The 19549-nt window shown below is 69.9% G+C and carries 23 protein-coding genes; 4 read left to right on the plus strand and 19 right to left on the minus strand.

What is annotated here, in order from left to right; all coding sequences use genetic code 11:
- Positions 1 to 6: 6 nt before the first annotated feature.
- The 4 genes from ruvA to ACWDMM_RS08860 form a co-directional block, all read right to left on the minus strand.
- A complete protein-coding gene (ruvA, locus tag ACWDMM_RS08845) occupies positions 7 to 612 on the minus strand; it encodes a Holliday junction branch migration protein RuvA (RefSeq protein ID WP_357107901.1) in 606 nt (201 codons plus the stop codon).
- The gene (ruvC, locus tag ACWDMM_RS08850) at positions 609 to 1178 is read right to left on the minus strand and encodes a crossover junction endodeoxyribonuclease RuvC (RefSeq protein ID WP_195082404.1); all 570 of its coding nucleotides are present in this window, start codon (positions 1176 to 1178) and stop codon (positions 609 to 611) included. Before ruvC ends, ruvA begins: the two co-directional genes overlap by 4 nt.
- A gap of 83 nt (positions 1179 to 1261) precedes the next feature.
- Positions 1262 to 1714 carry an acyl-CoA thioesterase gene (locus tag ACWDMM_RS08855; protein WP_195082276.1) on the minus strand — a complete coding sequence of 151 codons (453 nt, stop codon included), beginning with the start codon at positions 1712 to 1714 and terminating at the stop codon, positions 1262 to 1264.
- 68 nt (positions 1715 to 1782) lie between these two features.
- Positions 1783 to 2298, minus strand: coding sequence for an O-acetyl-ADP-ribose deacetylase (locus tag ACWDMM_RS08860; protein WP_357107904.1), 516 nt, complete (start codon positions 2296 to 2298; stop codon positions 1783 to 1785).
- A gap of 35 nt (positions 2299 to 2333) precedes the next feature.
- On the opposite strand from ACWDMM_RS08860, the gene ACWDMM_RS08865 reads away from it, so the two are divergent.
- Positions 2334 to 2657 (plus strand): hypothetical protein, encoded by a 324-nt coding sequence (locus ACWDMM_RS08865; protein WP_449936774.1) that lies wholly within the window; start codon positions 2334 to 2336, stop codon positions 2655 to 2657.
- Positions 2658 to 2683: 26 nt separating this feature from the next.
- Here ACWDMM_RS08865 and ACWDMM_RS08870 read toward each other — a convergent pair whose 3' ends face one another.
- A complete protein-coding gene (locus tag ACWDMM_RS08870; RefSeq protein ID WP_195082273.1) occupies positions 2684 to 3655 on the minus strand; it encodes a GlxA family transcriptional regulator in 972 nt (323 codons plus the stop codon).
- A 97-nt stretch (positions 3656 to 3752) separates the two neighbouring features.
- Here ACWDMM_RS08870 and ACWDMM_RS08875 point away from each other — a divergent pair, with 97 nt between their 5' ends.
- Together ACWDMM_RS08875 and ACWDMM_RS08880 are read left to right on the plus strand one after the other, a co-directional pair.
- On the plus strand, positions 3753 to 4688 hold the full coding sequence (locus ACWDMM_RS08875; RefSeq protein ID WP_357108122.1) for an NADP-dependent oxidoreductase: 936 nt from the start codon (positions 3753 to 3755) through the stop codon (positions 4686 to 4688).
- A gap of 42 nt (positions 4689 to 4730) precedes the next feature.
- Positions 4731 to 4937 (plus strand): DUF5988 family protein, encoded by a 207-nt coding sequence (locus ACWDMM_RS08880; protein WP_195082272.1) that lies wholly within the window; start codon positions 4731 to 4733, stop codon positions 4935 to 4937.
- Positions 4938 to 5090: 153 nt separating this feature from the next.
- Here the strand turns inward: ACWDMM_RS08880 and ACWDMM_RS08885 are convergent, their stop codons facing one another.
- The 3 genes from ACWDMM_RS08885 to ACWDMM_RS08895 form a co-directional block, all read right to left on the minus strand.
- Complete coding sequence (locus ACWDMM_RS08885) at positions 5091 to 5843, minus strand: YebC/PmpR family DNA-binding transcriptional regulator (protein ID WP_195082271.1); 753 nt, start codon at positions 5841 to 5843, stop codon at positions 5091 to 5093.
- A gap of 118 nt (positions 5844 to 5961) precedes the next feature.
- Positions 5962 to 6618, minus strand: a complete 657-nt coding sequence (gene pdxT, locus ACWDMM_RS08890; RefSeq protein ID WP_449936778.1) for a pyridoxal 5'-phosphate synthase glutaminase subunit PdxT — start codon at positions 6616 to 6618, stop codon at positions 5962 to 5964.
- Between the two features lie 59 nt (positions 6619 to 6677).
- Positions 6678 to 7496, minus strand: coding sequence for an acyl-CoA thioesterase (locus ACWDMM_RS08895; RefSeq protein WP_195082269.1), 819 nt, complete (start codon positions 7494 to 7496; stop codon positions 6678 to 6680).
- A gap of 106 nt (positions 7497 to 7602) precedes the next feature.
- Between ACWDMM_RS08895 and ACWDMM_RS08900 the strand changes: the two genes are divergently transcribed.
- Entirely contained in the window at positions 7603 to 8229 is a 627-nt protein-coding gene (locus ACWDMM_RS08900; RefSeq protein ID WP_195082268.1) for a nucleoside/nucleotide kinase family protein, read from the plus strand.
- A gap of 121 nt (positions 8230 to 8350) precedes the next feature.
- Here ACWDMM_RS08900 and ACWDMM_RS08905 read toward each other — a convergent pair whose 3' ends face one another.
- The 11 genes from ACWDMM_RS08905 to ACWDMM_RS08955 all read right to left on the minus strand — a co-directional run bounded on the left by ACWDMM_RS08905 (position 8351) and on the right by ACWDMM_RS08955 (position 19549).
- Complete coding sequence (locus ACWDMM_RS08905; RefSeq protein WP_357107916.1) at positions 8351 to 9085, minus strand: SDR family oxidoreductase; 735 nt, start codon at positions 9083 to 9085, stop codon at positions 8351 to 8353.
- A 136-nt stretch (positions 9086 to 9221) separates the two neighbouring features.
- Complete coding sequence (locus tag ACWDMM_RS08910) at positions 9222 to 9719, minus strand: hypothetical protein (RefSeq protein ID WP_357107919.1); 498 nt, start codon at positions 9717 to 9719, stop codon at positions 9222 to 9224.
- A gap of 162 nt (positions 9720 to 9881) precedes the next feature.
- Complete coding sequence (locus ACWDMM_RS08915; RefSeq protein WP_195082265.1) at positions 9882 to 10766, minus strand: LysR family transcriptional regulator; 885 nt, start codon at positions 10764 to 10766, stop codon at positions 9882 to 9884.
- A 24-nt stretch (positions 10767 to 10790) separates the two neighbouring features.
- Complete coding sequence (gene pdxS, locus ACWDMM_RS08920) at positions 10791 to 11693, minus strand: pyridoxal 5'-phosphate synthase lyase subunit PdxS (RefSeq protein WP_195042546.1); 903 nt, start codon at positions 11691 to 11693, stop codon at positions 10791 to 10793.
- Between the two features lie 454 nt (positions 11694 to 12147).
- Positions 12148 to 13191, minus strand: coding sequence for an NUDIX hydrolase (locus tag ACWDMM_RS08925; RefSeq protein ID WP_449936931.1), 1044 nt, complete (start codon positions 13189 to 13191; stop codon positions 12148 to 12150).
- Positions 13191 to 14315, minus strand: a complete 1125-nt coding sequence (locus ACWDMM_RS08930; protein ID WP_195082264.1) for a glycosyltransferase family 4 protein — start codon at positions 14313 to 14315, stop codon at positions 13191 to 13193. Before ACWDMM_RS08930 ends, ACWDMM_RS08925 begins: the two co-directional genes overlap by 1 nt.
- Positions 14312 to 15280, minus strand: coding sequence for a phosphatidylinositol mannoside acyltransferase (locus tag ACWDMM_RS08935; RefSeq protein ID WP_195082263.1), 969 nt, complete (start codon positions 15278 to 15280; stop codon positions 14312 to 14314). Before ACWDMM_RS08935 ends, ACWDMM_RS08930 begins: the two co-directional genes overlap by 4 nt.
- 88 nt (positions 15281 to 15368) lie before the next feature.
- The gene (gene pgsA, locus ACWDMM_RS08940) at positions 15369 to 16064 is read right to left on the minus strand and encodes a phosphatidylinositol phosphate synthase (protein ID WP_195082262.1); all 696 of its coding nucleotides are present in this window, start codon (positions 16062 to 16064) and stop codon (positions 15369 to 15371) included.
- A gap of 23 nt (positions 16065 to 16087) precedes the next feature.
- Entirely contained in the window at positions 16088 to 16687 is a 600-nt protein-coding gene (locus tag ACWDMM_RS08945) for an HIT family protein (protein ID WP_067809841.1), read from the minus strand.
- The gene (gene thrS / locus ACWDMM_RS08950) at positions 16684 to 18747 is read right to left on the minus strand and encodes a threonine--tRNA ligase (protein WP_449936785.1); all 2064 of its coding nucleotides are present in this window, start codon (positions 18745 to 18747) and stop codon (positions 16684 to 16686) included. The genes ACWDMM_RS08945 and thrS overlap by 4 nt, the downstream gene beginning before the upstream one ends.
- A gap of 187 nt (positions 18748 to 18934) precedes the next feature.
- Positions 18935 to 19549, minus strand: a complete 615-nt coding sequence (locus ACWDMM_RS08955) for a (2Fe-2S)-binding protein (RefSeq protein WP_323124421.1) — start codon at positions 19547 to 19549, stop codon at positions 18935 to 18937.

Below are 19549 nucleotides of genomic sequence, written 5' to 3' on the forward strand. Positions count from 1 at the left end.
GACGCCTTACCGGTTCTTGCCGAGCAGGCCGAGCGCGGCCCTGAGGGCGGCGGAGGTGTCGGCGGCGGGCTGTTCGGCCAGCACCGCGTCGATCGCCTGTTCGGCTTGTCTGGCCGCGAAGCCGAGGCCGACGAGCGCGTCGGTGACCTGCTCGCGCACGGGCGTGACGGCAGTGGCAGGTGCGGATCCGGGCGGACCGGACGGTACCGCAACCAGATTCACCTTGTCGCGCAGTTCCACCACCATGCGCTCGGCGCCGCGCTTGCCGATGCCGGGGACCCGGGTCAGCGCCGCCACGTTGCTCTCGGCCAGCGCTTTGCGCAGCGCCTCCGGCTCGAGCACGGCCAGCACCGCCATGGCCAGGCGGGGTCCCACGCCCGACACGGTCTGCAACAGGCCGAACAGGTCGCGGGCCTCGGTGTCGGCGAAACCGTAGAGGGTCATCGAGTCCTCGCGGACGATCATCGCGGTGTAGAGCCGGGTTTCCTCGCCCCGGGTGAGCCCGGCCAGGGTGGACGGGGTCGCGTTGAGCCGGTAGCCGACGCCTGCCGCCTCGATCACCGCGTGGTCGAGGGCGATTTCCAGCACTTCACCGCGTACCGACGCGATCACCCGTGCACCGCCTTCCGTTGTTCGGCCAGCCGCTCCTTGTATCGGCGCTGCGCCGCGGCCGCCTTGGCCTCCGCCGCCGCCATCCGCTCCAGCAGCGGCGCCCGCCAACAATGGCAGATCGCCAGCGCCAGCGCATCCGCCGCGTCGGCAGGTTTCGGCGCCGACGCCAGGCCGAGGATGCGCGTGACCATGGCGGTCACCTGCTTCTTGTCCGCGGCGCCGTTGCCGGTGACCGCGGCCTTCACCTCGCTGGGTGTGTGGAACGCGACCGGGATCCCCCGCCGAGCCGCGGCCAGGGCGATCACGCCGCCCGCCTGCGCGGTGCCCATGGCGGTACGGACATTGTGCTGGGCGAAGACGCGTTCGATGGCGACGGCCCCCGGTTCGTGGGTGTCCATCCAGCGTTCGGCGGCGTCGGCGACCGCGAGCAGGCGCTGCGCCAGCTCCATATCGCCGGGCGTGCGGACCACGCCGACGTCCACGGCGGTGACCTTCCGCCCCGATCCGCCGTCGACGATGCTGAGGCCGCATCGGGTGAGTCCGGGGTCGACGCCCATCACCCGCACGACAACCCCTCTCGCAGACACGAACAATTGTTCGAGAGTCTAGCGGAGGCTTCGCCTTTCACCCTCCAGCGACACAGCCCGGGCTATGCGCCGACGACCGTCGCCTCCCGCGCGGCGCCGGGCAATCCCAGCAACTCCGGACGGCTCGCGCGCGCCGCCCAGTGCCGCGCGGGATCGGCCACCATGCGCCGCGCCGTCAGATCCAGCAAGCCGCTGACGGTGGTCACCGTCGCGGCGACCACGCCGTCGGCGCGGGTCAGCACGTGCTCGACCCGGTAGGTCTTGCCCTCCCCCCACTGCCAGGCGCACGACACGTCCACGACGTCGCCACCGCGTAGCTCGCGCTGGAAACGCAGCACGGTCTCGAGGTTGACCGGGCCGAGGCCGGACGCGATCAGGTCCTCGACCGACACACCCGCCGCCTGCACACAGGCGAAACGCGCGTGATCGGCGTATTGGTGATAGGCCGCGCCGGTGACGTGCAACTGGGAATCCAGATCGGACACCCGGACTTCGATGCGGGTACTGAACGACACGCGCCGACTATGCCGGCGGGCACCGACAAGTTTCGCCCGCCGGCGACGCGGCCGCCGGAGCCGAGGTGTCAGAGCCCGGAGACCTGCCGCGCGAACGCACCGTGCGCCCGCTCGTCGAAAAGGACGAACCGCACCTGCGAGACCTCCGTCTCGGTCGCGCGAACGGTTTCCACGGCGATCCGCGCCCCGTCGTCCATCGGCCAGCCGAAGATTCCGGTCGAGATCGCCGGGAACGCGACCGTGCGCGCCCCCAATTCGTCCGCGACACGAAGGGATTCGCGATAACAGGAGGCCAGCAGCGCGGAGCGGTCCTCGGTGTCCGACCACACCGGCCCGACGGTGTGGATCACCCACCGCGCGGGAAGCCGACCCGCCGTGGTCGCCACCGCCGCTCCGGTGGGCAGTCCCCTGCCGTAGTGCGACGCCCGCAATCGCCGGCATTCCGCCAGGATCTCCGGGCCGCCGCGCCGGTGGATCGCTCCGTCGACTCCCCCGCCGCCGAGCAGCGACGAGTTGGCCGCGTTGACCACCGCGTCGACCTCCTGTTCGGTGATGTCACCGCGCACCAGCATGAGTTCGACCATGGTCGCATTCTGCCTCGCACGCCACGACGACGCCGATGACCCCGCGCCGACGTCTCCGGCGCCACCGCAGGTTTCCCCGGCAGGCCCGGGGGCCGAACCAGCAGCACACCTTTCATCACGGGATCTCCCTGCTGCACGGCTGGCTGCCGGTGACCGTCGCGCTCTTGGCCGCGCCGATCATGCTGGTCGCCGTCGCCCGGCGCGGGAGACGATGGTGGCTGATCCAGCTGCCGCTCTGCGTCGCGGTCGGCGTCGCGGCGGCGCCGGCGGCCGAGTGGTACGTGGCCGACGAGGGATTCGCGTGTTCCCTGCCATGGCCGGCCGGTCGCGTGGGCCTGCCCGCGCCGGCCGCCGACTGAACGCCGGCCCGCGAGCGCACCGGCGTTCAGTTCGCCGCCAGGTCGGCTCGCGTGCGGAACGTGCGCCGATAGACCTGCGGTGACACGCCGATCGCGTCGGCCAGGTGTTGACGCAACGAGGTCCCGGTGGCGAACCCGACCTCGCCCGCGATGCGATCGACGGTCAAGTCGGTGGTCTCCAGCAGATGTCTGGCGCGGAAGACGCGCTGCTGGATCAGCCAGCGTCCCGGGCTCATGCCGACCTCGTCGCGGAAACGCCGGGCGAAGGTGCGCTTGCTCATCCGGGCGCGCACGGCCAGTTCGTCGACGGTCAGCGGATGACTGAGGTTCTCCAGTGCCCACTGCCTGGCCGCGGCGGTCCCGGCCGAGGTCTGCGGCGGCACGGGTTGCTCGATGTACTGCGCTTGACCGCCATCGCGCCACGGCGGTACGACGCAGCGGCGCGCGACCGCGTTCGCAACGGCACTGCCGTGATCGCGTCGCACCAGATGCAGGCACAGGTCGAGTCCCGCCGCCGCGCCGGCCGAGGTGAGGACGTCGCCGTCGTCCACATAGAGCACGTCCGGGTCGAGACGCACCCGCGGAAAGGCGCGCCGGAACAAACCGGCCTGATTCCAATGCGTGGTGGCCGGTCTCCCGTCGAGCAGGCCCACGGCCGCGGCGATGAAAGCGCCGGTGCAGATCGCGACGATCCTCGCCTGCTCCGGAATCCGCGCCAACGCGTCGAGCACCGGCTGCGGCAGCGTGCCGGTGACCGCCGTCGTGATGTCGCAGGCGGGCAGCACCACGGTGTCGGCGTCGCACAAGGCGCGGCTGTCGTGGGCCACCGCGATGTCGAAGTCGGCGGCGCTGCGCACCGGACGACCGTCCACCGTGCAGGTGATCACCTCGTATCTACCTGCGGCACTGCCGAACACGCGATTCGGGATACCCAGTTCGAAGGGGTAGACCCCTTCCAACGCCAGCACCACCACCCGATGGGGCGCGGTCGAAGTCATGGCACGATCATATCGAAGAATGGCAATCGTGCCATTTTCTTCGCCGCCGGGTCCCGGCAGGCTGACAGCCGTGACCGAAATCGACAGCACCGCGACCATGCGCGCGATCAGCCAGCAGACCCTTGGCGGACCCGAGGTGCTCACCGAAGTGAAACTGCCGCAGCCGGTGGCAGGCCCCGGCCAGATCCTCGTCCGGGTCCGCGCCGCCGGACTCAACCCGACCGATTGGCGCCACCGCGCCACCGCCGGACTTTTCCTCCCCGAACCGCCGTTCGTCCTCGGCTGGGACGTCTCCGGCGAGGTCGCGGCCACCGGCATCGGCGTGACCCTCTTCCGCCCGGGCGACGAGGTGTTCGGCATGCTCCCGTATCCGCACGGCCACGGCGCCTGCGCCGAATACGTCGTCGGTCCTGCGCGTGCTTTCGCCCCCAAACCGGCCACGCTCGACCACACCCAGGCCGCGGCGATCCCGCTCGCGGCGCTCACCGCATGGCAGGCGCTGGTCGACACCGCCGGGCTCGGCGCAGGACAGCGCGTCCTGATCCACGCGGCGGCGGGCGGCGTCGGCCACTTCGCGGTCCAGATCGCCAAAGCGCGCGGGGCGTACGTCATCGGCACCGCCAGCGCGCCGAACCACGCGTTCCTGCGCGGCATCGGCGCCGACGAGGTGATCGACTATCGCGACACCGACGTCGCCGAGGCCGTGCGCGACGTCGACGTGGTGCTCGACTCGATCGACGACGACAACAGCATCCGGTCGCTGCGCACCCTGCGGCCCGGCGGGCTGCTGGTGACGCTGCGGGCCTTCGGCGCGGTCGACTTGGCCGCCGAGGCGGAGGCGCTGGGCGTGCGTGCGATCCGGATGCTGGTGGAACACGATCACTCCGGCATGCTCGCCCTCGCCGGACTGGTCGAATCCGGCGCGCTGCGCCCGACGATCGCCCGGTCGTTCCCGCTGTCGGCGGCCGCCGAGGCACACGCGCTGGGCGACACCGGGCGAACCGTCGGCAAATTGGTACTCACTGTCCCATGAAATGTGCCACGATCAGGGCGTTCGCGCTTCTACCATCCGAGGATGAGCAAAGGCGCAAAAGCAGTCCTCGAAGGCGGGCCGCAAGATCTGCCCGCGCGCATCGTCCCGATCACCCCGCCGGGGGTGGAATTGAAGGTGCCGTTCCGCGGCGGATACGAGCACTTCAAGGTCACCCAGCGGGAACAGGACACGCCCGAAGGGCGGCTGCGCGTGTACGAGTGGTGCGATCGCACCAGGATCGCGGAGTGAGTCCGGCCCCACCTTCCCGGCGGCGGTGAAGCGCCGACCGGAAGGTGGCGGCGCGATCGCCGAACTACTCGGGGCGGCCCGTGCATGGACCGGCCGCCCCGATTTCGCGCACCCTCATCCCGCGGTGCGGGGATGCCGCGCGAGGTGGATCGCTCAGTCCTCGAGTTGGGCGAGCACGTCGTCCGGGATGTCGACGTTGGTGTAGACGTTCTGCACGTCGTCGCTGTCTTCGAGGGCGTCGACGAGCTTGATCACCTTGCGGGCGCCGTCGAGGTCCACCGCGACCGACACCGACGGCTGGAAACCGGACTCGGCGGAGTCGTAGTCGATGCCCGCGCTCTGCAGGGCGGTGCGCACCGCGATGAGATCGCCGGGCTCGCTGATGATTTCGAACGAATCACCGAGATCGTTGACCTCCTCGGCGCCCGCGTCGAGCACGGCCAGCAACACGTCGTCCTCGGACAGGCCGTTCTTCTCCAGGGTGACGATGCCCTTGCGATGGAACAGGTAGGCCACCGAGCCCGGGTCGGCCATATTGCCGCCGTTGCGCGTCATCGCGACCCTGACCTCGCCCGCGGCCCGGTTGCGATTGTCGGTGAGGCATTCGATCAGCACCGCGACGCCGTTGGGGCCGTAACCCTCGTACATGATCGTCTGCCAGTCGGCGCCGCCGGCTTCCTCGCCGCCGCCGCGCTTGCGGGCGCGCTCGATGTTGTCGTTGGGTACCGACGACTTCTTCGCCTTCTGGATGGCGTCGTACAAGGTCGGGTTGCCATCCGGGTCACCGCCACCGGTCCGGGCCGCCACCTCGATGTTCTTGATCAACTTCGCGAACAGCTTGCCGCGCTTCGCGTCGATCGCAGCCTTCTTGTGCTTGGTGGTGGCCCATTTGGAGTGGCCGCTCATTCCCTACTTCCTTCAGGTCGGTGGCACGTCTGGTCGTGTGTACGGTACCGGCACGGCCGGGCGGACAACTTCCCCAGCCTACTCGGGCCGCCGCCGCGGCCGTGCAGAGCGGCCCCGACTACGCGGCGGCCGAGCGGACCATCTCCACGAACATGTCGTGCACCCGCAGATCACCGGTGACCTCGGGATGGAACGACGTCGCCAGCACGTTGCCCTGCCGCACCGCGACGATCCGGCCCGCGGCGGGACCGTCCGGCACGGTGGCCAGCACGTCGACGCCCGTGCCTGCCCGCTCGACCCAGGGCGCGCGGATGAACACCGCGCGCACCGGCCCTCCGGTCAGCCCGGCGAACGGCAGGTCGGTTTCGAACGAGTCGACCTGACGGCCGAACGCGTTGCGCCGCACCGTCATATCGATGCCGGACAGATGCTCGGCGTCCGGGCGGGTGTCGAGCACCTCCGAGGCGAGCAGGATCATGCCCGCACAGGAACCGAACGCGGGCATGCCGTCGCGCAGGCGCGCGCGCAGCGGCTCCAGCAGTTCGAAGACCTGCAGCAGCTTGCTGATCGCGGTCGACTCGCCGCCGGGCAGTACGAGCGCGTCCACGGCCGCGAGTTCCGCCTCCCGCCGGACCAGCACGGGTTCGGCGCCGCATTGCGCGAGTGCGGCGACGTGCTCCCGGACGTCGCCTTGCAACGCGAGCACGCCGATCGTGGGACGGGACTGCTTCTGTCCGGCGCCCGCGGCGGGTGCGGCGACCGAGGTAGCGTTCACGCCGGAAAGTTTACGAGCCCTGCCGATGTGGGCCCGCTCACGGTCGGCTGCGTGCTGGTTCAGTCCCGCAGCGTGCGGATGAGGCCTTCCTGCACCACGGCCGCGACGAGCGTGCCCTCGCGGGTGAAGATCTTGCCGCCGGTCAGTCCACGGCCGAAGGCGGCCGACGGCGAGGACTGGTCGTAGAGCAGCCATTCGTCGGCGCGGAAGGGGCGCAGAAACCACATCGCGTGGTCGAGCGAGGCGTTCTGGGTCGGCTCGTCGGGATGGATGACCTTCGAGGAACCCAGCAGCGTCATGTCGCTCATGTAGGCGAGGGTGCACACGTGCACCAGCGGGTCGTCGGGTAGCAGGTGCCGGTAGCGGAACCACACCTGCTGCTGGGAGACCACGCCGTCGCGGCGGGAGACGTTCTCCTGCGGGACCATGCGGATGTCCCAGTGCTCCCACTCGCGCATCGCCCACAGGCGTTCGGGGGACATCGTGGTGCTGGCGTCGGGCAGATCGTCCGGCATCGGGACATCGGGCATGACGTCCTGATGCTCGGGGCCCTCGTCACCGACGTGGAACGACGCCGACATGGTGAAGATCGCGGCGCCGTCCTGGATGCCGGTCACCCGCCTGGTGCAGAACGACCGCCCGTCCCGGATGCGTTCGACCTGGTAGACCGTCGGCTCCTGCGGATTGCCCGGACGCAGGAAGTATCCGTGCAGCGAGTGCACCTGGAATCGCGGTTCCACCGTCCGGACCGCGGACACGAGCGCCTGGCCGGCAACCTGGCCGCCGAACGTGCGCTGCAGCTGGGTCTTGGTGGACGCGCCACGGAAGATGTCCCGCTCCAGCCGCTCTATCTCCAGCGCCTCTTCGATTGTCGCCATGCGCTGAGATTATCCCGGCCGCTGCCCGCGGCGCCGCTCGGCCGCCGGTGAACGCCCGGCAACGCCCACGCCGCACCGGCCGTGACGCTTTTGCTGAGATGGACGAGTGCCGCGCTTCCTGCCCATCACCCCCGACGCACTCGTCGAGCAGGTGATCCAGCCTGTGCTGTCCACGACGTCGCACACGGTGATCACCGTCGACGGGGCGGATGCCGCCCAGCCGGTGGCCCTCGCGGAGCGGATCACCGAGGCGCTGCGCGCGGCGGGCCGATCGGCCGACGTGGTCTCCGTGCACGACTACGTGCGGCCTGCGTCCCTGCGCATGGAGTTCGGCCGCACCGACGAGATGTCCTATCGCACCGCGTGGTTCGACTACGCCGCGCTGCGCCGGGAAGTGGTGGACGCGCTGCGCGAGCACGGCCGGTGGCTGCCCGCGCTGTGGGACGAAGCGACCGACCGCTCCGCACGCGCCGCGATCCGCACGGCGCCACCCGCCACCACCATCGTGGTCGCGGGCCCGATGCTCGCAGGCCGCCATATCGACCCCGATCTGAGCCTCCGGCTGGACCTGTCCGAGGCCGCGCTCCGCCGCCGCACCCCGGCCGACGCGCAGTGGACCGTTCCCGCCCTGCTGCGCCACGATGCCGAGAACCCATGTACACCGACATTCTTCGTGCGGTGGGACCATCCCGATCGCCCGGCGCTGCGGGTCGGTGAGGACCGGGCGGACTGAGTTCCGCCCGTCCTTGCCGATTCCCGTTCGTCACGGTGCGGGATGTTTCTCGGGCCTTCTCATGTTTTGATGCGCATAGTCGCGTACCTATATGTGTGTCTCGACCACCGTCGCCCCGCGATCAGACCAACCGATGCCCGCCGTCCACGTGCAGGACCGTGCCGGTGATGAAGGGATTGCGCATCACGCCCAGCATCGCCTGCGCGATGTCGGAAGGGCGGCCGATGCGGCCGACGGGCAGTCGCGCGGCGAGCTGCTGATGACGTTCGGTTTTCGCGGGCCCGGCGATGGCGTCCCAGATCGGTGTGTCGACCCACCCCGGCGAGACCACGTTGACGCGGACCGGGCCGAGTTCGAGGGCCAGCGCGTAGGCCAGCGAGGCGAGGGCGCCGTTGACGGCCGCCACCATGGCGCCGCCCGGGGCGGGGCGATAGGCCGCGATGCCGGAAGTGAACGTCAGCGAGCCGCCGGGGGCCACCCGGGCGTGTTTGGCCAGCAGCATGGGCCCGATCAACTTGGCCGAGACGAGGTTTCGCGCCAGATCGGCGTCGAACCGGTCCAGCTGCTGATAGGCGCCGGTGACGTCGGCGGCGGTGGTGACGACATGATCGGCCGGTTCCGATCCGGCGAACAAGCGCTCGAGGTCGGCTTCGCGGGTGATGTCCGCGACGACCGAGCGCACCGTGCCCGGTCCCCCGGACAGAGTGCGCTCGGCCGCGGCCAGTCGTTCGGCGGAACGGCCCGCGATGGTGACCTGTGCGCCTTCGTCGATCAGCGACGCGGCCAGCGCCAGTCCCATGCCGGAGCCGCCGCCGACGATGACGACGCGTTCGGGTGTTGTACTGCTTGCTGTCATGACTCCACCCGACCATCGCCATGGTCGGGTGTCCATGTCGCGCTGCCGAATACGCCTTAGGCTCGGACTAACATCGCGGGTCCGTGGACCGATTCGGCCCAAGGATCTCGGTGGACGGCCTCCGCGAAGCGACCCGTCAGGCGGCGCAAGCCGGGGATTGCTGGTTCAGGTTGGCCAGCGCCTGGCAGGCCCAGGCCTTCTGGACCTTCCACTTGCCGTCTTCGAGGACGAACGGAACGTCGACCTGGTTCGGCTGCCCGTTGATGGTGAACGTGGCCTGGGCGGTGACAGTGTCACCGAAGGCCGTCACACCCGTTACCACTGCCGTGGCGTTGGCCTGCTGAAACGCCTGGGCCAAGCGGTTGGGCAGGCTCGGGTCGGCCTGGATGCCCTGCACGAGGTCGAGCTTCTCCTCGTTCGGCACCGAGGGGTCGAGCGCGCGCTGCAGGTTGGCGTTGAGTTCCTCTTTGGTGGGCGGGGCGGGTACGTTCGCGGTCGCCGACGCGGCGGCGGTGGTGGTGTGGCTGGAGCTGTGCGAGTCGCTCTTGTCGTCGCTGCCGCAGGCGGCCAGGCTCAGGGCGGCCGCAAGGGCCAGGCCCGCCGCTGCGATGCGTCCGGTCTCGAGAAGCTTCAACTGTTCGTCCTTTGCACTCGGATCGATCCGACGGTGGTGGGGCGCGATGTGGCCGGGGGGCCATCGAATGGCGAAGCTACTGAGCGTGATTGTGAGAACCATGAGACGACCTTCTGGCCGCCGTAAGAAGTGAACCTAGCATCGGAAGCGTCCCCGGCGGGCTCATTCCGGCGACAGTTCGGCCGTCAGTGCCGTGAGCAGCGCCGCCACGGCCGGATCGCGCACCGTGGCGCGCCAGGCGATCGCATAGGTCACCATCAGGGGCGCACCCCGCAACGGCCGCCAAACCAGACCGGGCAGTCCGTCAGCGCGCGCGGAGCTGAGCCCGATCGCGTCGGGGCGCGACGGCAGCACGGCCAGCATCTGGGCATGCCCCATCGCGCTGTCGCTGAGCCGTACCGCGGCGCCGTGGCCCGCGAGCGTCCGCAACAGCGAATCATGCAGCCCCGCAGCGGATTCCCGGGCGAACAAGATCAATTCCTGCCCGCTCAGCTCGGTGGGGTCCAGCGGCATGGCACCGGCGAGGGGATGCCGCTCGGACATCACGACGCCCAGTTCCTCGCGGGCCACCGGACGTTGCGCGAAGCGGTCGGGCAGGTCCACCGGGGCGCGCACCAAGGCGAGATCGACTTCGTCGTCGTCGAGAAAGCGAACCTGGTCGGCGGTGGTCCCCCCGGTGAGCACCATCCGCGCGCCGGGCAGCGCCGCGGCGAGCAGACTACCGATACGGGTGGGCAGCCAGGGCGGGACGCCGTTGAGCAGTCCCAGGCGCAGTACCGGGGCGCCTCCTACGGCGGCACGCCTGGTCGCGCGCATCGCCTCGTCCATCGCGCGCAGAACGTCGCGGCCGGAACGCAGCAGCACCGCGCCCGCGGGCGTCAATTCCACCCGCGGCTCCCGGACCAGCAGGGGACCGCCCACCTCCCGTTCCAGCACCTTGATCTGCTGGCTGAGCGTCGGCGTCGAGATGAACAATCGCTGCGCGGCCCGGCGGAAGTGCAATTCCTCCGCCAGAACCACGAAGTACCGCAACTGCCGCAACTCCACGCGGCAGACGCTACCGGCCGCGGATCACCAGCCGCGCTCGGCCAGGCGATGCGGCTGGGCGATCTCCTCGACGTTGATGCCGACCATGGCCTCACCCAGACCACGCGACACCTTCGCCAGCACATCCGGATCGTCGTAGAAGGTGGTGGCCTTGACGATGGCGGCGGCGCGCTGCGCCGGGTTGCCGGACTTGAAGATGCCCGACCCCACGAACACGCCCTCGGCCCCGAGCTGCATCATCATCGCGGCGTCGGCCGGAGTGGCGATGCCGCCCGCGGTGAACAGCACGACAGGCAGCTTGCCCGTCTCGGCGATCTCACGGACCAGCTCGTAGGGCGCCTGCAGCTCCTTGGCGGCGACGAACAGCTCGTCCTCGGGCAGGGACGACAGCCTGCGGATCTCCTGGCGGATCTTGCGCATATGCGTGGTCGCGTTGGACACGTCACCGGTGCCCGCCTCGCCCTTGGACCGAATCATGGCCGCGCCCTCGGTGATCCGGCGCAGCGCCTCGCCGAGGTTGGTGGCGCCGCAGACGAACGGCACGGTGAAGTTCCACTTGTCGATGTGGTTGGCGTAGTCGGCGGGGGTGAGCACCTCGGACTCATCGATGTAGTCGACGCCGAGGCTCTGCAGGATCTGCGCCTCCACGAAGTGGCCGATGCGAGCCTTCGCCATGACCGGGATGGAGACCGCGTTGATGATGCCGTCGATCATGTCCGGGTCGCTCATCCGGGAGACACCGCCCTGGGCCCGGATGTCGGCGGGGACGCGCTCCAGCGCCATCACCGCGACCGCACCGGCGTCCTCGGCGATCTTGGCCTGCTCCGGCGTGACGACGTCCATGATCACCCCGCCCTTGAGCATCTCGGCCATGCCGCGCTTCACGCGGGCGGTACCGACGGTCTGGGTGGTCTCGGGGGTGGTCACAGCAAACTCCTCCAGGCATCGCGCCAATCGATCACTCGCATTCGAACGCCACGATTCTAGGTGGCCGCAAAAGGCCACCTGATAGCCAGTTGGAGCGCACTGGCCTGGTGCGATCCCGGTACGGACGCTTTACGCCGGGAAGGCTCGGCTGCCCAGCCGTCCCGGCGCCGCACCGGCCTTCCCGGTCCGCGCCCGGCGTCCGATCACAGCGGGCCGACCACCAGCAATTGCGCCCAGTACTCCGCGGCCGCGGGGCCGATCAGCGGCAACAGGAAATCGAACAGCAGGTACGACATGAATCAACTACCTCCACGACCGAACAGGAACAGCACCGCCGACGGCGGGACCACGACACCGAAATCACATGCGTCCCTGACATCGATACCCTCCGGCGCCCTGGATCATCGCGACGCTATCACGATCGTGAAGCACATCACATTCGTTCCCGGACCGGTCAGCGGATGGAGCGGACCTCCGGATCGCCGGTCCCCGACGCCGCCTCGGCCGCTTCGGCCAGCAGCTCGTCCAGGTGATACGGGTAGACCGTTTCGCCGGAGCGGTCCAGCGCGACGATGTCGGCGGCGGTGCACCATTTGTGCCCGGTGATGGAGCGGCGTTCGATGAGGGTCCGATTCGCCGCGTGCGGTTGGAATCCCCGCGTGCGCAGCGCGAAGAACAGCTCTTCGGAGCGGATCAGCTCACCGTCGAACGGAAAGACCGCGACCCGCCGCCAGATCGGGCCACGCAGGTCGGCCGGGTCCGCGCGATACCCGGTCTCTTCGTACAGTTCCCGGACCGCCGCCGCGCGCAGGGTCTCCCCCGGCTCGACGCCGCCGCCGACGGTGAACCAGAACGACACCTCGGGCGTCTTCGGATCGTTCCCGCGCATCAGCAGGGTCCGGTCGTTCTCGTCGAACAGCACGACACGGGCGGTGGTACGGATGGTGTCCACCGCGAGACCCGTGGACGCGGCGGGTGTCGCGCGCTCGGTGATCTCGAAGTAGGACGGCAAGGGGGCGGTACCCCCGAGGTGCAGCATGCGGACCGGGCGGCGCGTGCGCAGCGCCAGCGTGTCGCGCACGGCGTCGTTGTGGAAGCGGCGGGCGATCAGCACCCTGGCCTCGGCGTCGGCCAGCTCGGCGACCAGTTGCGGGCGCAGCGTGCCGATGTCGACCGCCGACAGCGCCGTGGACAACCGGTTCTCCACCGTCTCCCGCTCGGCGCGGCCCGCGCGCTCGGCCCGGTCCGCCAGCGCCGCCAGTTGAGCGGCCTGCTCCGCCATGGCCGGATCGGACACCGGACCCGCGATCGCCATCGCGACCGACCTGGCCACCACCGCGCGCCGCGCCAGCGCCGCGTCGAGCGCCTGCCAGGACTGGTCGGAGCGCACGTGCAGCCGGTCGAGCCGGTTGGCGGTGGAATACGCCCACAAGCCGATCGCGACGACCACAGCGGCGATCAGCGCGAGGACGAGAACGGTGGTCGCGGAGAAGGTGATCATCCTGCGGCCCGCACTCTCGTGTCGCCCACGGTCACCGTCTCGTAGACGCGCAGGATCTGTTCGGCCACCACCGGCCAGTCGTACTCGCCGACGACCTGGGTGGCGGTACGCACCAAAGCCTCTCGGCGCACTTCGTCGGTGAGCACGGTGTGCAGCGCGGAGGCCAGGGCCGCGGAGTCGCCGACCGGGACCAGCATGCCCGCCGTTCCGTCCCGCAGCACCCGGCGGAAGGCGTCCAGTTCGCTGGCCACGACCGCGGTGCCCGCCGCCATCGCCTCGATCAGGATGATGCCGAAGCTCTCGCCGCCCAGGTTCGGCGCGACATACACGTCCGCGCTCCGCATCGCCGAAGCCTTCTCCTCGTCGGACACCTGCCCGAGGAAGCGCAGATGGCCGGCCAGCTCGCCGGCTTCGCGGCGCAACCGGTCCTCCTCGCCGCGGCCGACGATCAGGATCTCGACGTCGGGGTGCTCGCGCACCAGTTCGGGCAGCGCGCCGAGCAGCACCTGCATGCCCTTGCGCGGCTCGTCGTAGCGCCCCAGGAACAGCACCGTCCCGCCGGGCCGCGGATAGCCCGGCAGCATCGGCGCGCGAGCGAAGGCCGGGACGTCGACACCGTTGGGAATCTCGACGGCGTCCGAGCCGAGCGCTTCGACCTGCCAGCGGCGCGCGAGTTCGGACACCGCGATACGACCGAGGATCTTCTCGTGATACGGCCGCAGCACCCCCTGAAAAGTACTGAGCACCAGGGATTTCGTCGTCGAGGTGTGGAAGGTCGCCACGATCGGGCCCTCGGCGATCTTCAGCGCGAGCATGGACAGGCTGGGCGCGTTCGGCTCGTGGATGTGCAGCACGTCGAAGTCGTTGCCGTCGATCCATCGGCGAATCCTGGTGTAGGCCATGGGCCCGAACGACAGTCGCGCCACCGACCCGTTGTACGGGATGGCCACCGCGCGCCCCGCCGACACCACGAATTCCGGCAGTGGAGTGCCCTCCGAGGCGGGCGCCAGAACACTCACCTTGTGCCCGCGTTCGATGAGCACCCGCGCCAGTTCGACCACATGCGCCTGCACCCCACCGGGGACGTCGAACGAATAGGGGCAGACCATGCCGATCTTCATGGCGATACGTCTCCCTGCTCGGCTTTGATGCTCGCCTGCGCGGCGCCGATTCTGGCACGCCGCTGCGGCGAGAGATCGCTCTCCCACAATGGTTGCAGCATGTGCCAATCCGCGGGGTGCTCGGCGATATTCGCCGCGAAACGGTCGGCGAGCGCCTGGGTGGCCGCGGCCACGCCACCGGAAATATCCAGCGGCGCTTCGGTTTTCAGTCCCCAGTTCTCGCGGCCGTCGGCGTCCACCTCGAACCACGCGTGCACCGGCAGCAACGCCGCGCCGGTCTCGATGGCGAGTTTCGCCGCGCCCGCGGGCATCCAGGTGCGCTCACCGAAGAAGTCCACGGGCACACCCTTGCCGGTGAGGTCGCGTTCGCCCATCAGGCACACGATCTTGTTCTGCCGTAGGCGGTCGGCCAACCGGCCGAACGGCGGCTGCTCGCCGCCGGTCAGCGGGAACACCTCGAAGCCGAGGCTCTCCCGGTAGGCGACGAACCGCTCGAACAGCGACTCCGGCTTCAACCGCTCGGCGACGGTGGTGAAGCCGCCGTAGTGCTGCACCAGCCAGACGCCCGCCATGTCCCAGTTGCCGGAGTGCGGCAGCACCAGGATCACGCCCCGGCCGTTCGCGAGCCCGGCATCCAGGTGCTCGAGCCCGCCGACGTAGTAGTCGATCGCGGTGTGGTCCATCGTGGGCAGCCGGAACGCCTCCCGCCAATACCGTGCGTAGGAGCGCATACTGGCGACGATCAGTTCGTCGGGCACATCGGCGGGAAGGACGCCGAGCACGCGCGCCAGATTGCGCCGCAACTGGTCCGGCGCGCCGCCCGCGTGGAATTCCCGATTGGCGCGCCGGGCGATCCGGTCGGCGCCCCACTCGAACAGCCGCCGCGCCGTCGGCTCCGGCAGCGCACGCACCACCCGCCAGCCCGCCGCGTATCCGGCGGCGCCGAGTTGTTCCCCGATCGTCATCCCCGCTCCCGAGCCGCTGGTCCGCACGTGATCGTCGCGAATACCCGGGCGCCACCGTCGATCGGTTCGCGCCCGGCACCGAGTGCGGTCACGACGGAAGTCCCGAAGTGCCTGCGCTGCCCGCGCCGGGTCGCTGCACCTGCGCGGCCGGGATCACGGTGCGCGCCCCGGGCGAGTTGCGCACGGCCAGCACACGCTGCACCACGGTGACGATGCTCAGCACGGCGAGAATCCACATGGCCACATGCACGGCGTAGGTGAGCCACTCGATGCCCCAGTAGCCGCCGATCCCGGTGAGTCCGGCGCCAACCAGCACGATGATCAGCCGGTCCGGCCGCTCGATGATGCCGCCGTCCGCGGACAGGCCGCTGGCCTCGGCACGCGCCTTGGCATAGGAGATCACCTGCGAGGTCACCAGGACGACGAGCGTCGCGGCGAACAACGGCCTGTGCTGCTCGTGGTACACCGCCCACCAGGCCAGCCCGCCGAAGATGGCGCCGTCGGCCAGCCGGTCACAGGTGGCGTCCAGCACCGCGCCGTATTTCGTGCCACCGCCACGCGCCCGCGCCATCGCCCCGTCGAGCATGTCGAACATGACGAACAACCAGATCACCATGGTTCCCCAGAACAGGTGTCCGGTCGGGAAGAGGGTGACGGCGGCGAGGATGGAGGCGGTGGTGCCGATCAGCGTCATGCTGTCCGGTGTCAATCCGGTGGCGACGAGCGCGCGGCCCAGCGGAGCCGTCGCCTTGGCGAACGTCTCGCGGCCGAAGAAACTCAGCACGGCCGATCCGCTCGGTCGCTCATCTACGCCTCCTTCCAGGCCGCCGACAGCAGCGCCCTGGTCTCCCGCAGCAGTTGCGGCATCACCTTCGCCCCGCCGATGACCGTGATGAAGTTCGCGTCGCCGCCCCAGCGCGGGACGATGTGCTGGTGCAGGTGGTCGGCCAGCGATCCGCCTGCCACCCCGCCGAGATTCAGCCCCACGTTGAAGCCGTGCGGTCGGGACACCTTCTTCATCACCCGGATCGCCTGCTGGGTGAACGCCATCAGCTCGGCGCTCTCCGCCTCGGTGAGGTCCTCCAGGTTCGCCACCTTGCGGTACGGCACCACCATCATGTGTCCCGGGTTGTACGGGTACAGGTTCAGCACCGCGTACACCAGCTCACCCCTGGCGACGACCAATCCGTCCTCGTCCGACATCTTCGGGATGTCGGTGAAGGGATGGCCGGTCGAATCCTTGGGACCCGTGGCCGCCTCGGCGATGTAGGACATGCGATACGGCGTCCACAAGCGCAGCAGCCGATCCGGTTCCCCGGCGCCGGTGTCCACGATGCTGCCCGGATCGGCCGAGGCCGCGGTCCCGTCCAGATCCGCGAGCCCCTCCGGCACCGTCCGCTCGGTCATGCCCCACCCTTGTTCGCTGCTCGGATCTCGAAACCATCGGCCGTCGGCGAGGCGTTCTCCCGACGGGAGATCCAGTCGACGACGGTGGCCACCGCGTCATCGACGGGCACGCCGTTGACCTGGGTGCCGTCGCGGAAGCGGAAGCTCACGGCGTTCGCGTTCACGTCGCGCTCACCGGCCAGCAGCATGAACGGCACCTTCTGGGCGGTGTTGTTGAAGATCTTCTTCTGCATCCGGTCGTCGCTGCGGTCCACCTGCGCACGGACGCCCTCGTCGCGCAACCGCTCGATCACCCCGTCCAGATGCGGCGCGAAAGCCTCCGCGACCGGAATGCCGACGACCTGCACCGGCGACAGCCAGGCCGGGAACGCGCCCGCGTAGTGCTCGGTGAGCACACCGAAGAAGCGCTCGATCGAGCCGAACAGCGCGCGGTGGATCATGACCGGCCGCTGCTTGGTGCCGTCGGAGGCGGTGTACTCCAGGTCGAAGCGCTCGGGCAGGTTGAAGTCCAGTTGGATGGTCGACATCTGCCAGGTGCGGCCGAGCGCGTCCTTGGCTTGCACGGAGATCTTCGGGCCGTAGAAGGCGGCGCCGCCCGGATCCGGCACCAGCTCCAGGCCGGAGGCCGAGGCGACCTTGGACAAGGTCTCGGTGGCCTCCTCCCAGATCTCGTCGGAACCGACGAACTTCTTCGGGTCCTTGGTGGACAGCTCGAGGTAGAAGTCGTCGAGGCCGTAGTCCTTCAGCAGGTCGAGCACGAACCGCAGCGTGTCGGTCAGTTCGCCGTGCATCTGCTCTTTGGTGCAGTAGATGTGCGCGTCGTCCTGGGTCATGCCGCGCACTCGGGTCAGGCCGTGCACCACGCCGGACTTCTCGTACCGGTAGACCGAGCCGAACTCGAACAGTCGCAGCGGAAGCTCCCGGTACGACCGGCCGCGGGCGCGGAAGATCAGGTTGTGCATCGGGCAGTTCATCGGCTTGACGTAGTAGTCCTGGCCGGGCTTGCGGACGGTGCCGTCCTCGTTGAACTCCGCGTCCAGGTGCATCGCCGGGAACATGCCGTCGCGATACCAGTCCAGGTGGCCGGAGACTTCGAACAAATGGCCCTTGGTGATGTGCGGGGTGTTGACGAACTCGTAGCCGGCCGCGACATGCCTGCGACGCGAGTACTCCTCCAGCTCCTTGCGGATGATGCCGCCCTTGGGGTGGAACACCGGAAGACCGGAACCGAGCTCGTCGGGGAAGCTGAACAGGTCCAGCTCCAGGCCGAGCTTGCGGTGGTCACGCCGCTCCGCTTCCGCGAGCAGGTGCAGGTGCTCGTCGAGCGCCTCCTGCGACTCCCACGCGGTGCCGTAGATGCGCTGCAAGTCCTCGCGGCTCTGATCGCCGCGCCAGTAGGCGGCCGAGCTGCGGGTCAGTTTGAAGGCCGGGATGAATTTGGTGGTCGGGATGTGCGGGCCGCGGCACAGATCGCCCCAGATCTTCTCGCCGGTGCGCGGATCCAGGTTGTCGTAGATGGTCAGCTCTTTGCCGCCGACCTCCATGACCTCCGGGTCATCGATGCCGGACTTGTCGCTGATCAGCTCCAGTTTGAACGGCTCACCGGCCAGCTCGACCCTGGCCTCGTCCACCTCGACCACCCGGCGGGAGAACCGCTGCGCACCCTTGACGATCTTCTTCATCCGGGATTCCAGCTTGGCCAAGTCCTCCGGGGTGAACGGGCGCTCGACGCGGAAGTCGTAGTAGAACCCGTCCTTGATGTAGGGGCCGATGCCCAGCTTGGCCTCGGGGAATTCCTGCTGCACCGCCTGGGCGAGCACATGCGCGGCGGAGTGCCGGATGACGTTGCGGCCGTCGGGGGTGTTCGCCGCGACCGGCTCCACTTCGACGTCCTTGTCCGGAGTCCAGGACAGGTCTTTGAGCTCGCCGTCGGCCCGGACGACGACCACGGTGTCGGGCCCCTTGGTGGGCAACCCCGCCTCGCGCACCGCGGCGCCCGCCGTCGTCCCGGCCGGCACCCGGACGAGGGCGACTGGGCTGATGGCGGCTGAGGTGGTCACGGCTGCGCTCTCCTTGGCGTTTCGTGTGCGGGCGGAGGCCCGCTGGATGGTGGCCGACCGCATGTTCGTCCGGCGCGACCATGCTACTGTCCCGCCGCTTCGGCCCGTCCCTCCGGGTTTTGCGCCGTAGCGGCCGGGTGGCGATCGGGTTCCCGGTGGGCGCGCCGCGGTGCCGCGCGGCGGGCGGTCAGCCTTCGGCGGCCAGGTCCGCCAGCAGTGCGATGCGTTCGGCGGCCGGGCGTTTCGGGCAGCTGGTGCACATGTCGCAGCCCGGGACCTCGAACACCAGGCAGCAGGAGATGCGCCGCACGAAGGTGCGTCCGCCGATCTCCACGAAACGCGGAACCGGAAGTTTGCCGCCGATCGCGGCGGCCAGCCGCGCGCCCGCCTCCGGCGACCCGGCGTCCAGGGCGCGGTTGCCGATCGCGTCGGCCACGATCGCCCACAACGCGGGGACCCCCGCGCTCGAGACCCGGGCCACCGGTGGGATGACGGTCGCCAGCGTCTCGTGCAGCGCCGCCGCGCTTCCGGCGGCCCGGCCGCCGTCCGCCGGGATGCGCACCCGTTCGATGCCGCCGTCGGGGCGCACTTCGCACTCCAGCCGCTCCAGCGTGGCTTCGGGGGCCTCCTCGTCGTGCGCGTACGCCCGCGCGATCTGCTCCACCAGCGCGGACGCGACCATGCACCACCACAGCGTGCCCGCGATGCGCAGCGACGTGGTCCCCCAGGAATGGCCCATCTCCGCGATGCGCGCGGCCAGCCATTCCGGTCGGGTGAGCATGCGCCCGGGAACGGTGGTCAC

This window comes from Nocardia sp. NPDC003726, assembly GCF_053586955.1.